The 18,374-nt window shown below is 43.1% G+C and carries 17 protein-coding genes; 10 read left to right on the top strand and 7 right to left on the bottom strand.

From position 1 onward, the window contains the following. Positions 1 to 22: 22 nt before the first annotated feature. The 3 genes from mutY to B2727_RS02450 all read right to left on the bottom strand — a co-directional run bounded on the left by mutY (position 23) and on the right by B2727_RS02450 (position 2,340). Positions 23 to 1,060 (bottom strand): A/G-specific adenine glycosylase, encoded by a 1,038-nt coding sequence (gene mutY / locus B2727_RS02460; RefSeq protein WP_033134212.1) that lies wholly within the window; start codon positions 1,058 to 1,060, stop codon positions 23 to 25. A 217-nt stretch (positions 1,061 to 1,277) separates the two neighbouring features. Beyond that, positions 1,278 to 2,015, bottom strand: a complete 738-nt coding sequence (locus tag B2727_RS02455; RefSeq protein WP_033134213.1) for a dienelactone hydrolase family protein — start codon at positions 2,013 to 2,015, stop codon at positions 1,278 to 1,280. Positions 2,016 to 2,181: 166 nt separating this feature from the next. After that, positions 2,182 to 2,340 carry a DUF1328 domain-containing protein gene (locus tag B2727_RS02450; RefSeq protein ID WP_004656956.1) on the bottom strand — a complete coding sequence of 53 codons (159 nt, stop codon included), beginning with the start codon at positions 2,338 to 2,340 and terminating at the stop codon, positions 2,182 to 2,184. A 190-nt stretch (positions 2,341 to 2,530) separates the two neighbouring features. Here B2727_RS02450 and B2727_RS02445 point away from each other — a divergent pair, with 190 nt between their 5' ends. The 7 genes from B2727_RS02445 (at position 2,531) to B2727_RS02415 (ending at position 10,945) form a co-directional block, all read left to right on the top strand. Beyond that, the gene (locus B2727_RS02445) at positions 2,531 to 2,983 is read left to right on the top strand and encodes a YcgN family cysteine cluster protein (RefSeq protein WP_004803439.1); all 453 of its coding nucleotides are present in this window, start codon (positions 2,531 to 2,533) and stop codon (positions 2,981 to 2,983) included. Positions 2,984 to 3,090: 107 nt separating this feature from the next. Beyond that, a complete protein-coding gene (locus B2727_RS02440) occupies positions 3,091 to 4,254 on the top strand; it encodes a PQQ-dependent sugar dehydrogenase (RefSeq protein WP_033134214.1) in 1,164 nt (387 codons plus the stop codon). Between the two features lie 25 nt (positions 4,255 to 4,279). Then, positions 4,280 to 5,467: a class C beta-lactamase gene (gene ampC / locus B2727_RS02435; RefSeq protein ID WP_033134215.1), complete on the top strand. Its 1,188-nt coding sequence runs from the start codon at positions 4,280 to 4,282 to the stop codon at positions 5,465 to 5,467. An 82-nt stretch (positions 5,468 to 5,549) separates the two neighbouring features. Next, positions 5,550 to 6,824, top strand: coding sequence for a replication-associated recombination protein A (locus B2727_RS02430; RefSeq protein ID WP_033134216.1), 1,275 nt, complete (start codon positions 5,550 to 5,552; stop codon positions 6,822 to 6,824). A gap of 105 nt (positions 6,825 to 6,929) precedes the next feature. Beyond that, on the top strand, positions 6,930 to 7,814 hold the full coding sequence (yddG, locus tag B2727_RS02425; RefSeq protein WP_033134217.1) for an aromatic amino acid DMT transporter YddG: 885 nt from the start codon (positions 6,930 to 6,932) through the stop codon (positions 7,812 to 7,814). Between the two features lie 127 nt (positions 7,815 to 7,941). Beyond that, complete coding sequence (locus B2727_RS02420; RefSeq protein WP_033134218.1) at positions 7,942 to 9,060, top strand: acyltransferase family protein; 1,119 nt, start codon at positions 7,942 to 7,944, stop codon at positions 9,058 to 9,060. A 145-nt stretch (positions 9,061 to 9,205) separates the two neighbouring features. After that, positions 9,206 to 10,945, top strand: coding sequence for an amidohydrolase (locus B2727_RS02415; RefSeq protein WP_241345586.1), 1,740 nt, complete (start codon positions 9,206 to 9,208; stop codon positions 10,943 to 10,945). Between the two features lie 36 nt (positions 10,946 to 10,981). On the opposite strand, the gene B2727_RS02410 is transcribed toward B2727_RS02415, so the two are convergent. The 4 genes from B2727_RS02410 to dapA form a co-directional block, all read right to left on the bottom strand. Then, on the bottom strand, positions 10,982 to 13,390 hold the full coding sequence (locus B2727_RS02410) for a TonB-dependent receptor plug domain-containing protein (protein ID WP_033134220.1): 2,409 nt from the start codon (positions 13,388 to 13,390) through the stop codon (positions 10,982 to 10,984). 243 nt (positions 13,391 to 13,633) lie between these two features. Next, entirely contained in the window at positions 13,634 to 14,353 is a 720-nt protein-coding gene (gene purC, locus B2727_RS02405) for a phosphoribosylaminoimidazolesuccinocarboxamide synthase (protein ID WP_004656976.1), read from the bottom strand. A gap of 35 nt (positions 14,354 to 14,388) precedes the next feature. Continuing rightward, positions 14,389 to 14,991 (bottom strand): hypothetical protein, encoded by a 603-nt coding sequence (locus B2727_RS02400; RefSeq protein ID WP_033134221.1) that lies wholly within the window; start codon positions 14,989 to 14,991, stop codon positions 14,389 to 14,391. 15 nt (positions 14,992 to 15,006) lie between these two features. Beyond that, positions 15,007 to 15,900, bottom strand: coding sequence for a 4-hydroxy-tetrahydrodipicolinate synthase (gene dapA, locus B2727_RS02395; RefSeq protein ID WP_005201680.1), 894 nt, complete (start codon positions 15,898 to 15,900; stop codon positions 15,007 to 15,009). Positions 15,901 to 16,191: 291 nt separating this feature from the next. On the opposite strand from dapA, the gene pncA reads away from it, so the two are divergent. From pncA to B2727_RS02380, 3 genes are all read left to right on the top strand, one after another. Beyond that, positions 16,192 to 16,824 carry a bifunctional nicotinamidase/pyrazinamidase gene (pncA, locus tag B2727_RS02390; protein ID WP_033134222.1) on the top strand — a complete coding sequence of 211 codons (633 nt, stop codon included), beginning with the start codon at positions 16,192 to 16,194 and terminating at the stop codon, positions 16,822 to 16,824. A 91-nt stretch (positions 16,825 to 16,915) separates the two neighbouring features. Next, entirely contained in the window at positions 16,916 to 17,380 is a 465-nt protein-coding gene (locus B2727_RS02385) for an Lrp/AsnC family transcriptional regulator (RefSeq protein ID WP_004803451.1), read from the top strand. Positions 17,381 to 17,600: 220 nt separating this feature from the next. Continuing rightward, positions 17,601 to 18,239: a YitT family protein gene (locus B2727_RS02380; protein ID WP_004656984.1), complete on the top strand. Its 639-nt coding sequence runs from the start codon at positions 17,601 to 17,603 to the stop codon at positions 18,237 to 18,239. The last annotated feature ends 135 nt before the right edge of the window (positions 18,240 to 18,374 follow it).

The raw sequence follows: 18,374 nt of genomic DNA, 5'->3' as shown, positions 1-18,374 counted from the left end.
TTGATCTACAGCATTTTAGGCGTTAAGCCTTTTGTTTGGCTGTAATCAGTTTTTTCATGGCTGTTGGAATGCCTTTGGCAATCGCATTTTCTGGACTTAGCCATATGCCATTTAATTCGATACTCAACTGTTCTTTTTGATCGTGTTCCACGTGGAACAGTTTTTCATGCAGTAACCAAGTGAAGTGAGTAAAGCTATGGCTAATCTGCAATGATGATACTTGAGCTTGTAGTTTGAAGTGTTGCTCAATCTGTTGTAATTCGGTTGCTTGTTCAATGATTGGAAGACAATACAATCCACCCCAGAGGCCATGCGCTTCACGTTGTTGCCACAGCCACTCATCTCCAGATTGGATCAGTAACACATTGGCTGTTTTGACTGGAACAGGTTTCTTGGCCTTTTTGAAAGGGAGTTCCTGTTCCATGCCTTGTTGATAAGCTTGGCAATGCTGCTGCATTGGGCAGTATAAGCACAGCGGTTTTTTCGGGGTACAAACGGTTGCGCCTAAATCCATGATCGCTTGGGTATAATCATGATTGCGCGCTTCTGGGCAGAGATCTTCCGCAATTTGCCAGAGTGTTCGTTCATGTTGTGGCTTGGATAAATCATCTTCAATGGCGAGGAAACGTGCCAGTACACGTTTCACGTTACCATCCATAATCACGCCGTACTGACGTAAGCCAAGTGACATGAGCGCACCAGCGGTGGAGCGGCCAATGCCTGGCAGCTCAATCCATTGTTCGAGTGTTTCTGGAAATTTCCCTTGCTGACTGACGATGCCTGCCGCTTTATGCAGATTGCGTGCGCGGGCATAGTAGCCGAGACCTGCCCAATAAGGTGCGACATCATCCCAACTGGCTGTTCCTAGGGTTTCTACGCTCGGGAATCGCTCAATAAAACGGTCGAAATATTGTAGTACAGTTTTGACTTGCGTCTGTTGCAACATGATTTCTGAGACCCAAACTTTGTAGGGATCATCGGCCACTTGCCATGGTAGGTCGTGACGACCGTGTTGGTCGAACCATGTAAGTAGTGCATCAGAAAATGAGAAGTCAGACATGAATCAGAACAGTAAAAAGCAGAGGCGTAGTATAGCGGAAATAGGGAGAGGAGTTGATGTATACAAACAAATTCGTTATTAAATGCTGATTACGATTGGCTTTTGTAAAGGCGACATCTATGTCGCCTTGCACGATTAGAAAATATCTAGGATTTAAACAAACGATATATTCGCTCAATTCCGTGTTGATGGTTTTTTAAGAGATCGTCTTTTCAAATCACTTTAAATGTTTATCTAACAGCTCATACATCGCTTCAAGACTTTGACGTTCTGCTTCGGCGTTATAGCCTAAGTCAACATTGTTGGCCTTGGCGCGCTCATCTGCAAGAGGGTTACTAAAACCATGCTTGGCATCTTCAAAAATAATCACCTCATGATCAACAGCAGCATCGTGCATTTCCTGACGGAAGCTGGCGACATTGTCCAAGGTCACCATGCTGTCGAGTTCACCATGCAGGACTAAAATCTCGGCTTTAACTTTGCCTTTTTCAGCAGGGGCTTTCGGACTTAATATCGCATGGAATGTGGCAACGGCTTTGATATCTGCGCCTGAACGCGCCAAATCTAGTACCACTTTGCCGCCATAGCAGAAACCAACAGCTGCCAATTTGTCGGCATTGACTTCTGCTTGAGCCGCTAAAGCATTTAAGCCTGCTTGAGCACGGTTAACAATGGTATCGGCATGCTCAAAAGTTTGATTCATCCATTCAGAGGCTTGTGGCACATTGGTTGTAACTTTCTTATCACCATACATATCAATGGCTAAAGCGGCAAAACCATGTTCTGCAAGTTCACGGGCACGTTGTTCTGTGTATGCATTGCGGCCCCACCATTCCGGTGCCACAATCACCCCAGCAACGGGCATATCAATTGCAGGTGCAGCGAAATAACCAATGAGGCGTTGACCATCGGGAGCGGTATATTCAATTTCACGTGTGTTAATCGGGAAGCTCATTCTATAATCCTGATCTGTATTTTTAGAATGCATTGATTAAAACATAAAAAATAAAATGGATGGCATCGTAAAAACATAATAAATACGCTTGTTTTAGCGATGCTCAAAAATGAAAAAAGAAGAATACCAAGATTCTTCTTTTTATGTTTCGGGTAGGTCAAAACGACTAGACTTTGCCTCTGGATAAGAAGCCGACGATTGCTAAGATGACAGCAACAACCAATAAGATTACTGCGAAATCTTTGGATAAACCTGCCACGCCACCGAAACCTAATAAACTGGCAATGAGTGCGATGACTGCAAAAATAATGGCCCAACGGAACATGTCGTGTCCTCCTAATTTTTCGTTATGTGTCCACTATACCGTGTGTTTTTTGCACAAAATGTGGTGTTTATGTGGTTTAAATGTTTAATACTTAAAGAAGTGTTAAATCAATTAAAATAGATTGAAGTCAGCAAAGCAAAGATGAATGCTATAATAAGAAGTTCATTTTTTTTAATATTGAAAGCTCTGTATGTCCGTCGAACTGCGCCCCAACTTTTGGAAACACTATCCGCTTGATCAGCTCAGCAATGCGGAGTGGGAGGCATTGTGCGACGGCTGTGGTTTATGTTGTTTGATCAAGTTAGAAGATGAAGAAACCGCAGAGGTTGCGTATACCAAAGTGGCGTGTAAATTACTGGACTGTAAAACCGCGCGTTGTTCCGATTATCCTAACCGTCAGCAGCAAGTGCCGGATTGTATCCAACTGACGCCTGAACGGCTCAGCACCATTTCTTGGTTACCACCGAGCTGTGCGTACCGTCGATTAAGTGAAGGCAAGAATTTACCTTCATGGCATTACCTCAATACAGGTTCACGTCAAAGTGTGATCAAGGCGAAAAAGTCTGCTGCAGGGCGTTGTATTTCAGAAACTGAAATCGATGAAGAACAAATTGAAGATTATATTGTGCGTTGGATACGGTAATCGCGGCTAGCAAATCAATAAGACATGATGATCATAAAAACAACACTTTTGCAGTATTTTTATTGGCGATGTTCCCTAAGATGAAGAATAAACGAGGGAGATAAGCCATGAACAAACTGTTGATGACACCTTTGCTCTATAGCGGCATTTTATTTTTGGCTGCTTGTGGTGCCAACGAAAGCAACTCTAAAACCCCAGAACAAAATATAGCACAACAAGCGTCAAGCCAGCGCATCGCACAAAAGTATCGGATTGAGAGCGTTGCTGAATTTGATGAGCCGTGGGCGATTGCAAGTTTCCCAGACCAACGTTTATTGATCACTGAGCGCAAAGGGCAATTAAAATTATTTGATCCGCAAACCAAGAGCAGTATCAATGTCGCTGGCGTTCCAACCGTCAGTTATGGCGGGCAAGGTGGTTTAGGCGATGTCATTTTGCATCCTGATTTTCAGCAGAATCATGAATTATATTTAAGCTATGCCAGCAAAGGTCAGGGTGGCTATGGTGCAGAGATTGCACATGCAAAACTGGATTTATCTGATCCCAAGCAACCCAAGCTCACGGATTTCAAAACTATTTGGCAACAAGTACCGAAAGTGTCAGGGCAAGGTCATTATGGTCATCGTATGCAGTTTGGTCCCGATGGCAAACTTTGGGTCAGTTCGGGTGAGCGCCAAAAGTTTGATCCTGCTCAAGATTTAAAAAGTAATTTAGGTAAGGTTTTGCGTTTAAATGCAGATGGAACTGCTGCGGAAGATAATCCATTTTATCAGCAGGGTGGTGTAACGGCAGAGATTTGGTCGCTGGGTCATCGTAATCCATTGGGAATGGCCTTCGACCAGCAAGGACAACTGTGGGTAGTTGAAATGGGTCCTAAAGGCGGTGATGAATTAAACCGTATTGTGAAAGGAGAAAACTATGGCTATCCAACAGTTTCGAATGGCGACCATTATTCAGGCTTGCCTATTCCTGATCATGATACCCGTCCAGAATTTAAAGCCCCTGAAATCGATTGGACACCTGTGATTTCACCGTCTAGCTTGATTATTTATTCAGGTCAGCAGTTTCCTTTGTGGCAACACAAAGCGTTGATTGGTGGCTTATCATCCAAAGCAATTATCGTGGTGGATTTAGCTGCAAAACCAATTCAAGAAGTTCAACGACTTGAGATGAAACAGCGAATTCGTGGCCTACACCAAGCCCAAGATGGTTCAATCTGGGTGATCGAAGATGGACCGAAAGCTAAACTACTTAAACTTCATGCCATTTAAATTTTAACTTCAAGTGATACACATCATGAATCAGCCGAAAGCCTTTTCTATGACTTTAAAAAAACTATTTGTACTTACAGGACTGTTGTCCTGCAGTTCAGCGCTTTGGGCTGGAAATTTGACCGAGCAACAAGTTCAAACCATTGTTGATCAGCAATTTAAGCCTTTATTGGCACAATATAAAATTCCAGGTATGGCTGTTGCTGTGACCTTGAATGGTCAACATTACTTCGTGAATTATGGGCTTGCTTCTAAGCAAAACCAGCAAGCAGTGAACAACAGTACTTTATTTGAACTTGGTTCGGTCAGTAAGACCTTTAATGCGACTTTAGCAGGTTATGCACAGGCACAAGGGCAACTGTCTTTGTCGGATCATCCTGCCAAATATTTCCCTGAACTGAAAAATACTGCTGTCAATCGTGCCACTTTATTAAATCTCGGAACTTATAGTGCGGGTGGCTTTCCGTTGCAATTCCCTGATGAGGTAGTGCAGCAACAGGATATGGTGAAATATTTTCAGACTTGGCAGGCAAAAACCAAAATCGGTGCTGCCCGTCAATATTCCAATCCAAGTATCGGTTTGATGGGCTATGTCACCGCCTTGGCAATGAAAAAACCATATAACGAACTGATTGAAAAAACCTTGCTGCCGCAATTGGGGATGACACAAAGTTTTATTCGAGTCCCTGAGCAGCACATGCCGCAATATGCTTGGGGATACAAAGCCGATCAAGCCATGCGTGTTTCGCCAGGTATGTTTGATGCAGAAGCTTATGGTCTAAAAAGTAGCAGTGCGGATATGCTGAAATTCCTCGATGCGCAAATCAATCCTCAGCAGTTTAAACAACCGCTTCGCAAGGCGATTGAAAATACTCATGTGGGTTATTTTAAAGTGGGTGCAATGACCCAAGGTCTGGGCTGGGAACAGTATGCTTATCCAGTATCACTTGAAACACTTTTACAGGGCAACTCGAGCAAAATGGCTTTAGAAAGTCATGTAATCACAGCGATTAAACAACCGAAGCTAGCCACACCCGCGACCTATTTTAATAAAACAGGCTCAAGTAATGGTTTTGGTGCTTATGCCGCCTTTATTCCGCAGCAAAAAATTGGAATTGTCATGTTAGCCAATACCAATTTTCCCAATGAAGAGCGGATCAAAGCCAGCTATCGCGTGATGCAACAGTTGGTGCAGAGCAACAGCGCGCAATAGAATGTCGCGTGAGTGCAGATTCAAATTGTAGATTTGAGCCAGACACAATAGACTAGGGTAAAAGATCATAAAGCCAGTGATGATGTCAGATACGCATATTCCTTTACCTGAACGTTTACGTCCTCGTGACTTGTCCGAAATTATCGGACAAGATCATTTGCTGGGTGAAAACGCCCCTTTACGTCAGATGATTGATCAAGGGCATCTGCCTTCGATTATTTTCTGGGGGCCTCCAGGGGTTGGAAAAACCACGATTGCATTGTTATTGGCGCAGGCGGTAGATCGTCCTTTTATCAGCCTTTCTGCACTCAATACAGGCGTGAAAGAACTCCGTGAGGTGATTGCGGAAAGTGGGGACTTGTTGACCCCTGTGGTGTTTATTGACGAGATTCATCGCTTCAATAAATCGCAGCAAGATGCCTTACTCAATGCGGTTGAGAAAGGCAAAATTACCTTGATTGGGGCAACCACAGAGAATCCTTCTTTTGAAGTGAATAGTGCCTTGCTGTCCCGCTGTCAGGTGTATACCCTGAATAATCTGAGTGCTGAAGCGATTCAAACCCTACTGAATAAAGCGATTCAAACGGACAAGTTCTTAAAAGAACGCTTTATCCAGATTGAAGAATATGATGCGCTGATTCAGTTTGCGGCAGGTGATGCACGTAAGGCGCTTAATCTGATTGATCTAATTGCCAGTACCTTTGAACCTGATATTGAGAATCTCGTAACCAATGCCATCGTCGTTAAAGTCGCGCAGCAGAATATCGCACGCTATGACAAATCGGGTGAGCAGCATTACGATCTGGTTTCGGCTTTTATTAAATCGATTCGCGGCAGTGATCCAGATGCAACCCTGTACTGGATGGCACGCATGCTGAAAGGTGGTGAAGATCCAGTCTTTATTGCGCGTCGTATGCTGATTGCGGCATCGGAAGACATTGGCAATTCTAATCCAAATGCCTTGTTGCTGGCGGGAGAGTGTTTCCGTTCAGTCCAAGCGGTGGGAATGCCCGAAGCTCGTATTATCCTAGGACAATGTGCCGTGTATTTGGCCACTAGCCCGAAAAGCAATAGTACCTATCTCGCGATTAACAAAGCCTTGGAGCTGGCAGAAAAAACCGCAAACCTGCCTGTGCCTTTGCACTTACGCAATGCACCAACCAAGTTAATGAAGCAGCAAGGTTATGGCGTGGATTATCTGTATCCGCACAACTATCCAGAACACTTCGTGTTACAGGACTATTTGCCCCCAGAATTACGCGGTACCAAACTGTACGAACGAGCCTTAAATAAACGTGAGGTCGAAGGCGAACGTTTGCAGCAACGTCGTTGGCAGCAGCAACAACAGCAGCAGTAATCACAAATTCGGTTGATTTACCGAGCATTTTAAAATTGTCCAAAGCAAGAATCCGAATCGCATTGATAGATTTTGCTTTGGCCTCAATATTCTATTTGTATAAAAATGAACGCAAAAAAAGCAACACTGATTGGATTGGTCGCGATCTTGCTCTGGAGTTTGATCGTTGCCTTAATTAAGGATGTCAGTAGTCATTTTGGCGCAGTGGGCGGTGCAGCACTGATTTATACACTGGCCTCAATTTTCCTGTTTTTCTCGGTCGGTTGGACCAGCCTCAAAAGCTTTCCCAAAACCTATTTGATCTGGGGCAGTATTCTATTTGTTGCCTATGAAATTTGTTTATCACTTTCGATTGGCTATAGCAGTAATAATCGACAGGCGATTGAAGTGGGGATGGTCAATTATTTATGGCCGACCTTTACCATGGTGGCTGCCATTATTTTTAATCAGCAAAAAGCCAATGTCCTGATTATTCCTGGCTTTATCATTTCCATTTTGGGCATCTGTTGGGTGCTTGGTGGAGAGCAGGGTTTTGATTTGGCTGGGATGCTGCAAAATATTCAGCACAATCCATTCAGTTATGGGCTTGCCTTTATTGGAACATTACTCTGGGCCGCCTACTGCACGCTCACCGCGAGAATTGCCCAGGGAACCAATGGCATCACCCTATTTTTTATTCTGGTCTCGGCGGTGCTTTGGATTAAATATGCATTGATGGGGGGCGGCAGCTTTGATTTTGATGGGTCTTCTTCAACTGCATTGTTTTTTGCAGCAGCAGCGATGGGCTTTGGTTATGCCGCTTGGAATGTTGGGATTTTACATGGCAATGTGACGTTATTGGCAGGTGCATCCTATTTTATTCCAGTTTTATCTGCCTTTTTCTCGGCAATTTTACTCAGTACGCCATTAGGCCTTTCTTTCTGGTATGGCGCATTTATGGTATGTTTAGGCTCGATTCTATGCTGGCTAGCAACGCAGAAAAAACACTAAAACATTGTCTGATTTTGCTGGGTCTTGCTGATGCGCTGAACAGTCACGGTATTTTTGTAAGCGACCTCTAGACACTACAGATAAAAGGTCGCATCATCCCGCTTATCAAGGATGATCAAGCTCCACCATGACCACAAACAAAATTAATGCTGCGGAAAGTATCCGAGGCTTGGCATGTCTCGCCGTTGTGCTGTCACATCTATCACTGACCTTTTTTCCGCAACTGCATAATTTTGATGTCAGTGCTGTACCGCAATATGATTTTTTTGCGCAGTTACATCACTCGCCTTTGGCCTTCTTTTATTCAGGTACAGGCGCGGTTTTTGTATTCTTTGTTTTAAGTGGCTTTGTACTGACATTATCCAGTTTTAAAAAGCACAATACCGCAGCACAATTGAAAAATTCCTTGGTCAAACGTTACCCACGCTTGGCAATTCCAGCCTTCATCTCTTGTATTATTGCTTATCTGGTGTGTTTTGTGCCTGTGGATGTGTCGCATGTTTCTGAATGGGGAGCAGCACTGGCTAACCCACATCCGCAACTGGGCACAGCCTTATATGAAGGCAGTATTGGCGCATTCTTATTTGGCGATTCCAGTTATAACTGGGTGCTGTGGACTATGCAAATTGAGTTGCTTGGGTCACTGGTGATTTATCTGGCTTGCTATCTCTATGGCAAGCTGCCAATTCTATGCGGTCTATTTCTCATCATCAGCATTGTGACCGCGTATATGATCTCGCAAACCGTGTTGTTAGGTCTTCTCAGTTTTGTTTTGGGGATGGCACTGTTTCTCTATGCCGCAGAACTGAGTACAGTAGTTTCAGTACTGCTATTTTTGTTGGGATTGTATTTTTGTGGCGCCCATAACAGTAGCTCAAGCTATCAGATTTTTAGCCAGTTCATCGGTGAACAAACATATGACTACCTCAACTTTATTGGCGGCTTTTGCATTGTCTATGCGGTACTGAAAGGCAAATGGTTAGCACAGTTTTTTGATCGGTCTGTTTTGGTATTTTTAGGCAAAATCTCATTTTCAATTTATTTAATTCATCTTGCTGTGCTTTATGCTTTGGGGATTCCATTGTTTAATCTATTGCATGTGCAATGGGGTTTCTCCTATTTAAATGCAGGATTATTGGCAAGTTTACTGATTGTGCTGCTGAGCATTATTTTGGCACAACCCTATAGCCGTTATGTTGATGATGCCGCGATTAAAATCTCGAATAAACTGGCAAAGATGTTTTGAACCGCACACTAGGTCGTGTGCGGAGCCTATGTCGGGCTGCTCGGAACTTGACCAAACATTACAAAAATAATCAGTGAATGCTTTCTATTACAAGCGGAATCAGTTTTAATCAAAAAAGACATAATAAAAATATGGGTTTTAATTCATGAACCGTGCTTATCTCAAACACTGCACCTTATTCACTTCTATTTCACTGGCTGTTGCGGGCTGTGCAACCACGGCAGTGCCTGTCACTGCAACAGAACAACTGTTTTATGGTGGCCCCATTCTGACCATGTCAGGAAACAGTCCCGAATATGCAGAAGCCCTGTTGGTAAAGGATGGAAAAATTGTTTTTGTCGGCTCAAAGCAGCAGGCTGAACGCTTGACGGATAAAAAAGTTCAATTGATTGATCTAAAAAATAGAACCTTATTGCCAAGTTTTATTGACGCGCATAGTCATGTGAATATGGTCGGTTTCCATCAAATGGTGGCCAATCTCTACCCCATGCCTGATGGTCAGGTCTCAGATATCAACTCTTTGGTGAATGTGCTGAATAGCTGGAAAGTCCAAAATCCAGCTGTGATTAAAACTATGGGCGGCTGGATTTTGGGGAATGGCTATGATGATGCACAACTGAATGAGCAGCGTCATCCGACGGCAACCGATCTAGATCGGGTGTCTCTAGACCAACCGGTGATGATTTTGCATCAATCGGGGCATTTGGCCTCTGTGAATCATAAAGCACTGGAACTGCTGAAGATCAATCAAAATACCCCGAATCCAGCAGGTGGCGTGATTCGCCGTGAAGCCAATTCAAATGTGCCAAATGGCGTATTAGAAGAGTCCGCTTTATTTACTGCAATTGGCTCAATTTTTAAAGATGTACCCCCTGCGGTGATGTTCCAAATTGCAGAAAAAGGCATTGATGCTTATGTAAAAAATGGTTTTACCACGGTACAAGAAGGGCGGGCGGATCAGGGGACCACTGAAATGTGGCACGCTTTAGCCAAGCAGAATCGACTGCCAATTGATGTGGTGTCTTATCCAGATATCACCACCAGCCAAGACTATATGCTTAAGCAAGGCAGCCAGCGACAGTATGATCATCATTTTCGTATTGGCGGGGTTAAAATCAGTCTAGATGGTTCACCTCAAGGCAAAACGGCTTGGCTGACCCAGCCTTATCTGGTGCCGCCTGAAGGTAAAGATAAGACGTATAAGGGCTATCCAGCCATGAGTAATGATCAGCAGGTCAAGGACTATATTAATTTAGCCTTTAAGCAAGGTTGGCAGGTGCTTGCCCATGCCAATGGTGATGCCGCGATTGATCAATTTATCGGGGCGGTAAAAGATGCGACCGCGAAGCAAGGTAAGGCCGATCGTCGTAGCGTATTGATCCATTCGCAAACCATCCGTGATGATCAACTGGATCAGCTTAAGACCTTAGATATTATTCCTTCGTTCTTCTCGTTGCATACCTTCTATTGGGGGGATTGGCATCGTCAACAAACCTTAGGCGAAACCCGAGCTGCCCATATTTCGCCAACTGCAACCGCTTTAAAAAAGCATCTGATCTTTACCGAACATCATGATGCACCTGTAGTGCCACCGAGTAGCATGATGATGCTGGATGCGACCGTCAACCGAGTAACGCGGAGCAATTATGTTTTGGGTGTAGATGAGCGCATTAGCCCTTATCTGGCATTAAAGTCGATGACAGATTGGGCTGCGTATCAGTACTTTGAGGACCAAACCAAGGGTACTTTAAGCCAAGGTAAATTGGCTGATTTGGTGATTCTGAATCAGAACCCGCTGACTGTACCTAGTCGTGAGATTAAAAACATTAAAGTGCTGGCAACCTATAAAGAAGGCAAACTGATTTATCAGAACGCGCAGAATTAAACTGAAAACCGAGCCAGAAGGCTCGGTTTTTGATTACTACCAACGATAATTGATCTTGCCGTAATAGAACGCACCATTAAAGCCAAAAGGCGAGAACTGACTATAAGGCAAGCTGCCACCTGTGGGCTGGTTGATATCGTAGACATCTTTATCAGGATATACATCGGTAATATTGTCGCCACCAACCGTGAAGTTCCAGTTTTGATATTGGTACGACAGCGCTAAATCGAGTAACCATTTGGCGGAGAATTTTTGGTCTTTGGCTTCGCCAGAATTACTAAAGGTTTTAAAGCTGCCATAACGTGTGAGATTGGTATTCACCGTGAAGTTTCCAAGCTTATAGTCATTCGCCAAACTGAATTTATGTTCAGGAGTACTGCCAGCCAATAAACCGTATTGCTCTCGACGATCCAGACGCGTGAGGTTAATGCCCAGTGCATCTAAGATGGCTGGATTGCCATCCACATGGGTCACTTTATTTTTATTGTAGTTGTAGGCCAGTGAGGTATTCAGTTCGCCATAAGGCAATGCAGTCCATTTATAGGTCGCAACTAAGTCAACACCACGCGTGCGGGTATCGCTGGCATTGTTGAAATAACGAATTGTGTTGAAGTTGGTGTCGGTGATCCCTTTTGAATTCAGGTATTGGCGAACGGTCACACTGCTGGCATTGATATTGGAGGACAGACTAATCCGGTTATCAATGTCAATTTGATAAGCATCCAAAGTCACATATAGTTGATCTGTAGGTGTCAAGACTAAACCCACACTATAGTTTTTAGATTTCTCTGGTTTAAGTTGTTCGGCACCAAGTAGTTGAGCAATGTATGACGTGGTGGGAAAGGTACCTGCTTCAGCAAATTGACCATTGATCAGTTGTGAGGAGGTTTGCGCAAAATATTGTTGAGCCAAACTTGGTGCTCGGAAACCAGTAGAGGCGCTACCACGTACAGCAATCGCTGGATGAATCGCATAACGTAAAGACAATGACGCATTATCGGTGTGACCAAAATCATTGTAATATTCATGGCGATAGGCTGTAGATGCTGAGAGTTTTTCAGTTAAATTGGCCTCTAAATCCAGATAAGCCGCATAACTGTCGCGTGACCATTCACCAGTATCGGCAGAGCGAAAGCCCGCTAAACCAGAAGAACCACTTTTATAATAGGATGCTGGATCACCCGCTTGGATTTGATACTTCTGATTCAAATATTGCGTACCAAAGGCAACATTCAGTGGGCTGGCGAGTGCTGCAAGATTAAACTCTCGAGAAAGATCAAAATTCACTACCGTTTGTGCATTTTTCAGTGTGCCATTTTGGAATCCAAAAGGCGTGGTAGCGGTGTCTTTATAGAGATCGACATTAATGGTCTTGGTATCGACATCATAACGATTTAAACCATAATTCACCGAGGCATCATAATGCCAATCTGACCAATCGCCTTTGATCCCTGCAACTGCACCAAAATCATCGAGTTGGCCCTGAATGATGGGTAGATAGCCATTGGGAAACAAGGCAGGAATATTATTGGAGGCGTTGCTTAAACGATAGAATCCAGCAGTTTCTGCATTACGATGGCTATAGGTCGCAAAAGAATACAGCTCGGCATGATCACTGAGGTCATAACCTAAATTCAAGGCTGCTTTGACCTCATCGGAATCTGGATCACCAAAACGGAAAGTGCGCTGTCCATAAGTGGTTGATTTTGGATCACGCAGGTCAGGGCCAGCACGATTGGTGGCTTGACTATCCTGCCATTCCCCTGAAAAGATCGCATAGCCATAATTATTCAGTTTGGTGCCACCCGAAACAAAGGATTGCTTCTGTTCACCATCACCCTTGTTATAAATCCCGTATTTAATCCCAGCTTCGCCATGTGTAGGGTTGGATTTCAGAATAATATTAATCACCCCTGCAATTGCATCGGAACCATAGCGAGCCGATGCGCCTTCACGCAGTACTTCGACACGGCTAATCGCTGAGATTGGAATGGCATTTAAATCGGTTGGGGCAGAGCCACGACCAATGGTTCCGCCAAGGTTAATAAAGGCACCTGTGTGGCGACGTTTTCCATTGACCAAGACCAGCACCTGATCTGGTGCAAGTCCTTTCAGTTGAGCAGGGCGAACCAGTTCAGTTCCATCCACTACAGTGGGGCGTGGAAAATTAATTGAAGGGATAATTCGAGATAGCGCTGTGCCAAGTTCATTGGAGCCGGTGCGTTCAGTCAGTTCTTTGGCACTGATCACATCAATTGGCTGTAAGGACTCTGTTTGGGAACGATTGTTGGCACGGGTGCCGGTGACCACAATGGTGGCGAGTGTTTTGACTTGTTCGGGTTCTATTGGATTGTTCTCAGCGGCATGTACATTGCTATACAGGGCCAGCAAAATCAGGCTAGTACTCAGACTTAAAGGAAAAGTTTTTACAAGGGGAGCATTCATTTTGATCTTCTAACTCAAGTTTTGTAAACATTTGTGAACATGGTAGGAGCATCAAAATATTTTCAAAAACAATATAAAAACATAAGGTTAGAATTAAAGTTGCAAAGCTGATGGAATGCTTTTTAAGTAGATGATTTATATGATATTGAGATTTAAAACAAAGCGCGTTGTTTTTGAATAAAGAATAAAAAAACCAGCCCGATTGGACTGGTTTTTTGTTTAGAACTAACAGCTTAGCTAGGCTTAGATATCGTCTAAGTTAATGCCTAAACGTGCAGCAACTTCTTCGTATGCTTCAACCACACCGCCTAAACCTTGGCGGAAGCGGTCTTTATCCAATTTTTTCTTGGTGTCTTTATCCCATAAACGGCAACCGTCTGGAGAGAATTCATCACCTAATACGATACGGTCATGGAACACACCGAATTCAAGTTTGAAATCAACCAGAATCATATTACCTGCATCGAATAATGCTTTAAGTACATCATTCACTTGGTAAGTGAGTTCTTTCATTTTTTCAAGTTGTTCCGCAGTTGCCCAACCTAAAGCAATCGCTTGAGATTCGTTCACCATTGGATCGCCAAGCGCATCATCTTTGAAGAACAATTCAAATGTTGGCGGAGTTAATTCCTTACCTTCTTCAACACCTAAACGACGGCACAATGAACCGGCTGCATAGTTACGAATTACGCATTCCACTGGAATCATCTGAAGTTTTTTAACCAGCACTTCAGTTGGAGAAAGCAATTTTTCAAAATGCGTTTCGATACCCGCAGCGGCTAATTTGTCCATGATGAAGGCGTTAAAACGGTTGTTGACCTTGCCCTTACGATCGAGTTGCTCGATTTTTTCGCCATTGAATGCCGAAGCATCATCACGAAAGACTAAAATCAGGTGATCAGCGTTATCTGTCTCGTATACAGATTTAGCTTTACCAGTATAGAGCAAGGTTTGTTTTAACATGGGGGAACCTTTTGAAAAAAATGCCTAGTAAACGACTAGGCTGGCCAATTTTGGTAAATCTGGGCTAACACTTCAGTTGCAACTGCCGGTTCTGCAAAAGTCGTGTCGAGTTTGAAGAGGGCAATGGTATTGCTTGAGCCAACCGCAGAAAGCTTCAACAGGTAGTTTTGTTCACCGACCTTAATCGTTGCTTCGTAGCCATGATCTGCTTGAGAGATGACTTTGTAGTTGAGGGTGCTCACGGTTGCAAAGGTATATTGCCAAGCAGTTGCTGTTGGACCTTCCACTTTCAGTAATGGGTTTTTATTCCCATCCATCACCAATTGTGGACGGCCTAAAGTCGTTGCAGCCGCTTCAGTGGTATTGCTTGCAGTTTTCATTGACTCTGGACGAGGCAATGCATAACGGTTGCCAGTTGTGTTCTCAAATGTTGGCGCATGTTGAATCGCTAGTGGATCAACCGTCGGTGCTGGATACAATGGCGTGAATGGTCTTACCGTTGCATTCTCAGGGAATTTGAGTGGTTCAAGCGCTTGCGCTTTTTTATAATCTAAAGAATGATTATTGAGGGCAAAACGACCACAACCAGCCAAACTTAAAGCTGAAATGACAAGGACAACACCAAGACGTAATTGCATCATAAATTGCTCGTATTAAATAATGCCCGCAGTTTTTAAATCTGTGCGGAGCGGTTCACGATATTGTTCTGCGAGAGCGGTTAAAGGCAGGCGTAGACCTGTACTAATGTATCCCATCTCATGCAACGCCCATTTCACAGGAATTGGGTTTGATTCGCAAAACAAAATATTGTGTAGATTTGCAATTTGTTGATTCAAACTTTGTGCTTTGGCTTGATCGCCAGCTAAAGCTGCTTCACAAACTTCGCTCATTTGTTTTGGTGCAACGTTCGCAGTCACCGAAATATTACCTTTTGCACCAAGCAAAATTAATTCCCAAGCAGTTTCATCATCGCCTGAATAAACTGCGATTTTATCATTTAGACCTTCGATGAGGGCTTGACCACGTGGCACATCGCCTGTTGCATCTTTGATCCCAACAATGTTTTTAACATCGGCAAGACGAATGACGGTTTCGTTTTGCATATCAACGCCAGTACGACCAGGGACATTATAAAGAATTTGTGGAATATCAACTGCTTCAGCAATCGCTTTGTAGTGTTGATATAAGCCTTCTTGTGTGGGTTTATTATAATATGGCGTCACGAGCAATGCCGCATCTGCACCGAGTTCTTTGGCTGCTTTGGTCAGTTCAATTGCTTCGTGAGTCGAATTTGCACCTGTACCCGCAATAATTGGAATACGTTTATTGGCTACACGAATCACTTCTTTGATGACCTGTGTGTGTTCTTCCATGCTTAATGTAGACGCTTCGCCCGTTGTGCCAACAGCAACAATACTATGTGTACCTTGTTGGATGTGCCACTCAACGAGCTTCTCAAGACTCTTCCAATCTACGCGACCATCTTCAAACATAGGGGTGACGAGTGCGACAATTGAGCCTTGAATATTCTGTGCTAGCTGAGTCATTTTAAAAAACTATCCTATTTTCCCATCCGAGATTGAATTAGTTGAAACGAAATATTGGATGGTTGCAGTATTTTGATTCGTCGTTCAATAATGAATTCGATTGAATGACAATTATGCAAATTATGACTGATCGGCGGCATAAGAACAATATGCTTTAGTCAAACAGCCGAAAACTTTAATTCATCTTTTACTTGAATGATTTTCATCTTCTGAAAAGTTTGTGCCTGTTTGGCTGGTCAGAAACTGAGAGGCAGCGTATTGTACAAGGAGCAATCTAGGTTGAATAATGAGATGCAAAACGATTCAAAACACAGCGCATTAATTGTTGTCGATGTGCAAAATGGATTTACCCCAGGTGGAAACTTGGCAGTCACAGGTGCCGATCAGATTATTCCTGTGATTAATCAATTGGCACATCAGTTTGAAACGGTGGTGCTGACCCAAGACTGGCATCCTGATCAACATATTTCTTTTGCTGACAATCATGCGCATAAAGTGCCTTTTGAAACCATTGAGTTACCTTATGGCACGCAGGTGTTATGGCCAAAGCATTGTGTACAGGGGACACAGGATGCCGAATTTCACCCTGATTTAGATATTCCAACGGCACAATTGATTATCCGCAAAGGCTTTCACGTTAATATTGATAGCTATTCAGCCTTTATGGAAGCCGATCGTAAAACCCCGACGGGATTAAAGGGCTATCTTCAAGAACACCAAATTAATACGGTCTATATTGTGGGCATTGCCACTGATTTTTGTGTGGCATGGACAGCCTTGGATGCCGCGCAAATGGGTTTCAAAACCTATGTGGTTGAAGATGCCTGTAAAGCGATTGATTTGAATGGTTCATTACATAGCGCATGGCAAAGCATGTCAGCACACGGGATTCAGCGGATTCAGTCTGCTGCAATTTTGGCATAAGCTTGAGCTGATTGATCTAAAGGCGTTACACTTCTCAGGTTGATGCACCAGCATCAGTTCAATTATGCCTTAAACCTAAGCCGAGCGTTTTATGACCGTCGAACTTGATGATTTTGATCAAAAAATTATCCATCATTTACAAATGAATGGACGCTTGGCCAATCAGGAATTGGCTGAATTGGTGGGTTTATCGACCTCGCAATGTTCACGTCGTCGGGTTCAGCTTGAACAGAAGAAAATTATCACGGGTTATTATGCCCAAATCGCATTGAGTGCTGATCCTGCGCCAATCATGGGCATTATTGAAGTGAAACTGCAAAACTATAGTGATGCAACCCATGATCGTTTTGTTGAATTTTTGATGCACGAACCTGCTGTGAAAGATATTCATAAACTGACAGGCAGTTATGATTTTGCTCTTAAAGTGGCAGTTAAAAATCTGGATGAGATGGTCAAACTCATTGGGATTTTGTCTTCCAAGAACTTTGGTGTCAGTAATCTCAATACTTCAATTGTGCTGGAAAAATTAAAAGAAAATGGAATTGCGATTAAATAAAAACAGGATTTTTATTGTCACTAGATCTGAGACAAAGTTAGAGCAAGGCTGATCGAAGCGCATAGACTATTCGAAATGGATTATTTTGAATATAAATTGCATTTATGGCAAAAATATAAGAATAAATTGCGAAATTTTAATAAAAATGATCAAATATGCCATGTCTTTCTTTGAAAGATCTCTCTCCCTTTAGCTGTTCTCCTATTTGAGTTGTACCGTTATGAATACCGAGCAAAATGTATCTCTGGTAAGTCCAGTCATGCCTGTGATTGAGCAGCACTCTAAAATTGAAGATGCATTGGCAATGTTGATCGGAACATTCATTCTGTCTTTTGCAATGACTTTATTGCAGCAGGCAGGCATTATGACGGGAGGGACAGCAGGTCTATCTTTGCTGATTCACTACATTACCGATCTGAAGTTCGGCGTATTATTTTTCCTGATCAATATTCCATTTTATTATTTTGCCTATAAAAAGATGGGCATCGCGCTGGTGGTGAAAACTTTTATTGCCGTTGCATTATTGGCAGGATTTACTGAAATTATTCCACAGTTTTTTCATCTCTCCGATGTCAATCCAATCTACGCTACGATTTTTGCCAATGTCTTGATGGGTGTGAGTTTTTTGATTCTATTTAGACATCGTTCGAGCTTGGGTGGTATCAACCTACTGGCGTTGTATTTGCAGGAACGCTTTAAAATTCCAGCAGGAAAAGTGCAAATGGGTATTGATGTGGTGATTTTATTAACCTCATTGTTGTTTGTGGACTGGAAGCTGATTTTGATCTCGATTTTTGGTGTCATTATTTTGAATTCAATCATTTTATTAAATCATAAAACCACACGTTATGTGGCTTGATGCATGCGTATTTCTGCTATTAACCTGACTGTTGCAGAACACAAGCTATATCGATCATGAGACGCTAGATGTGATCTAGCCTATGAAATGGCTGAAGTCATAACAAGCATAATCATAAAAAAAGCGCCATAAAGA

The sequence above is a fragment of the Acinetobacter sp. UBA991 genome (assembly GCF_002292065.1).
In the GTDB taxonomy this organism is placed as follows: domain Bacteria; phylum Pseudomonadota; class Gammaproteobacteria; order Pseudomonadales; family Moraxellaceae; genus Acinetobacter; species Acinetobacter higginsii.
The sequence above is the reverse complement of the archived record's forward strand: the minus strand, read 5'-3'. Positions and strand labels throughout refer to the sequence as shown.

Excerpts from the sequence above, each read along its gene's own strand:
- mutY (WP_033134212.1), bottom strand. The coding sequence starts at position 1,060 with ATGTCTGACTTCTCATTTTCTGATGCACTACTTACATGGTTCGACCAA.
- B2727_RS02455 (WP_033134213.1), bottom strand. The coding sequence starts at position 2,015 with ATGAGCTTCCCGATTAACACACGTGAAATTGAATATACCGCTCCCGAT.
- B2727_RS02450 (WP_004656956.1), bottom strand. The coding sequence starts at position 2,340 with ATGTTCCGTTGGGCCATTATTTTTGCAGTCATCGCACTCATTGCCAGT.
- B2727_RS02445 (WP_004803439.1), top strand. The coding sequence starts at position 2,531 with ATGTCCGTCGAACTGCGCCCCAACTTTTGGAAACACTATCCGCTTGAT.
- B2727_RS02440 (WP_033134214.1), top strand. The coding sequence starts at position 3,091 with ATGAACAAACTGTTGATGACACCTTTGCTCTATAGCGGCATTTTATTT.
- ampC (WP_033134215.1), top strand. The coding sequence starts at position 4,280 with ATGAATCAGCCGAAAGCCTTTTCTATGACTTTAAAAAAACTATTTGTA.
- B2727_RS02430 (WP_033134216.1), top strand. The coding sequence starts at position 5,550 with ATGTCAGATACGCATATTCCTTTACCTGAACGTTTACGTCCTCGTGAC.
- yddG (WP_033134217.1), top strand. The coding sequence starts at position 6,930 with ATGAACGCAAAAAAAGCAACACTGATTGGATTGGTCGCGATCTTGCTC.
- B2727_RS02420 (WP_033134218.1), top strand. The coding sequence starts at position 7,942 with ATGACCACAAACAAAATTAATGCTGCGGAAAGTATCCGAGGCTTGGCA.
- B2727_RS02415 (WP_241345586.1), top strand. The coding sequence starts at position 9,206 with ATGAACCGTGCTTATCTCAAACACTGCACCTTATTCACTTCTATTTCA.
- B2727_RS02410 (WP_033134220.1), bottom strand. The coding sequence starts at position 13,390 with ATGAATGCTCCCCTTGTAAAAACTTTTCCTTTAAGTCTGAGTACTAGC.
- purC (WP_004656976.1), bottom strand. The coding sequence starts at position 14,353 with ATGTTAAAACAAACCTTGCTCTATACTGGTAAAGCTAAATCTGTATAC.
- B2727_RS02400 (WP_033134221.1), bottom strand. The coding sequence starts at position 14,991 with ATGCAATTACGTCTTGGTGTTGTCCTTGTCATTTCAGCTTTAAGTTTG.
- dapA (WP_005201680.1), bottom strand. The coding sequence starts at position 15,900 with ATGACTCAGCTAGCACAGAATATTCAAGGCTCAATTGTCGCACTCGTC.
- pncA (WP_033134222.1), top strand. The coding sequence starts at position 16,192 with ATGCAAAACGATTCAAAACACAGCGCATTAATTGTTGTCGATGTGCAA.
- B2727_RS02385 (WP_004803451.1), top strand. The coding sequence starts at position 16,916 with ATGACCGTCGAACTTGATGATTTTGATCAAAAAATTATCCATCATTTA.
- B2727_RS02380 (WP_004656984.1), top strand. The coding sequence starts at position 17,601 with ATGAATACCGAGCAAAATGTATCTCTGGTAAGTCCAGTCATGCCTGTG.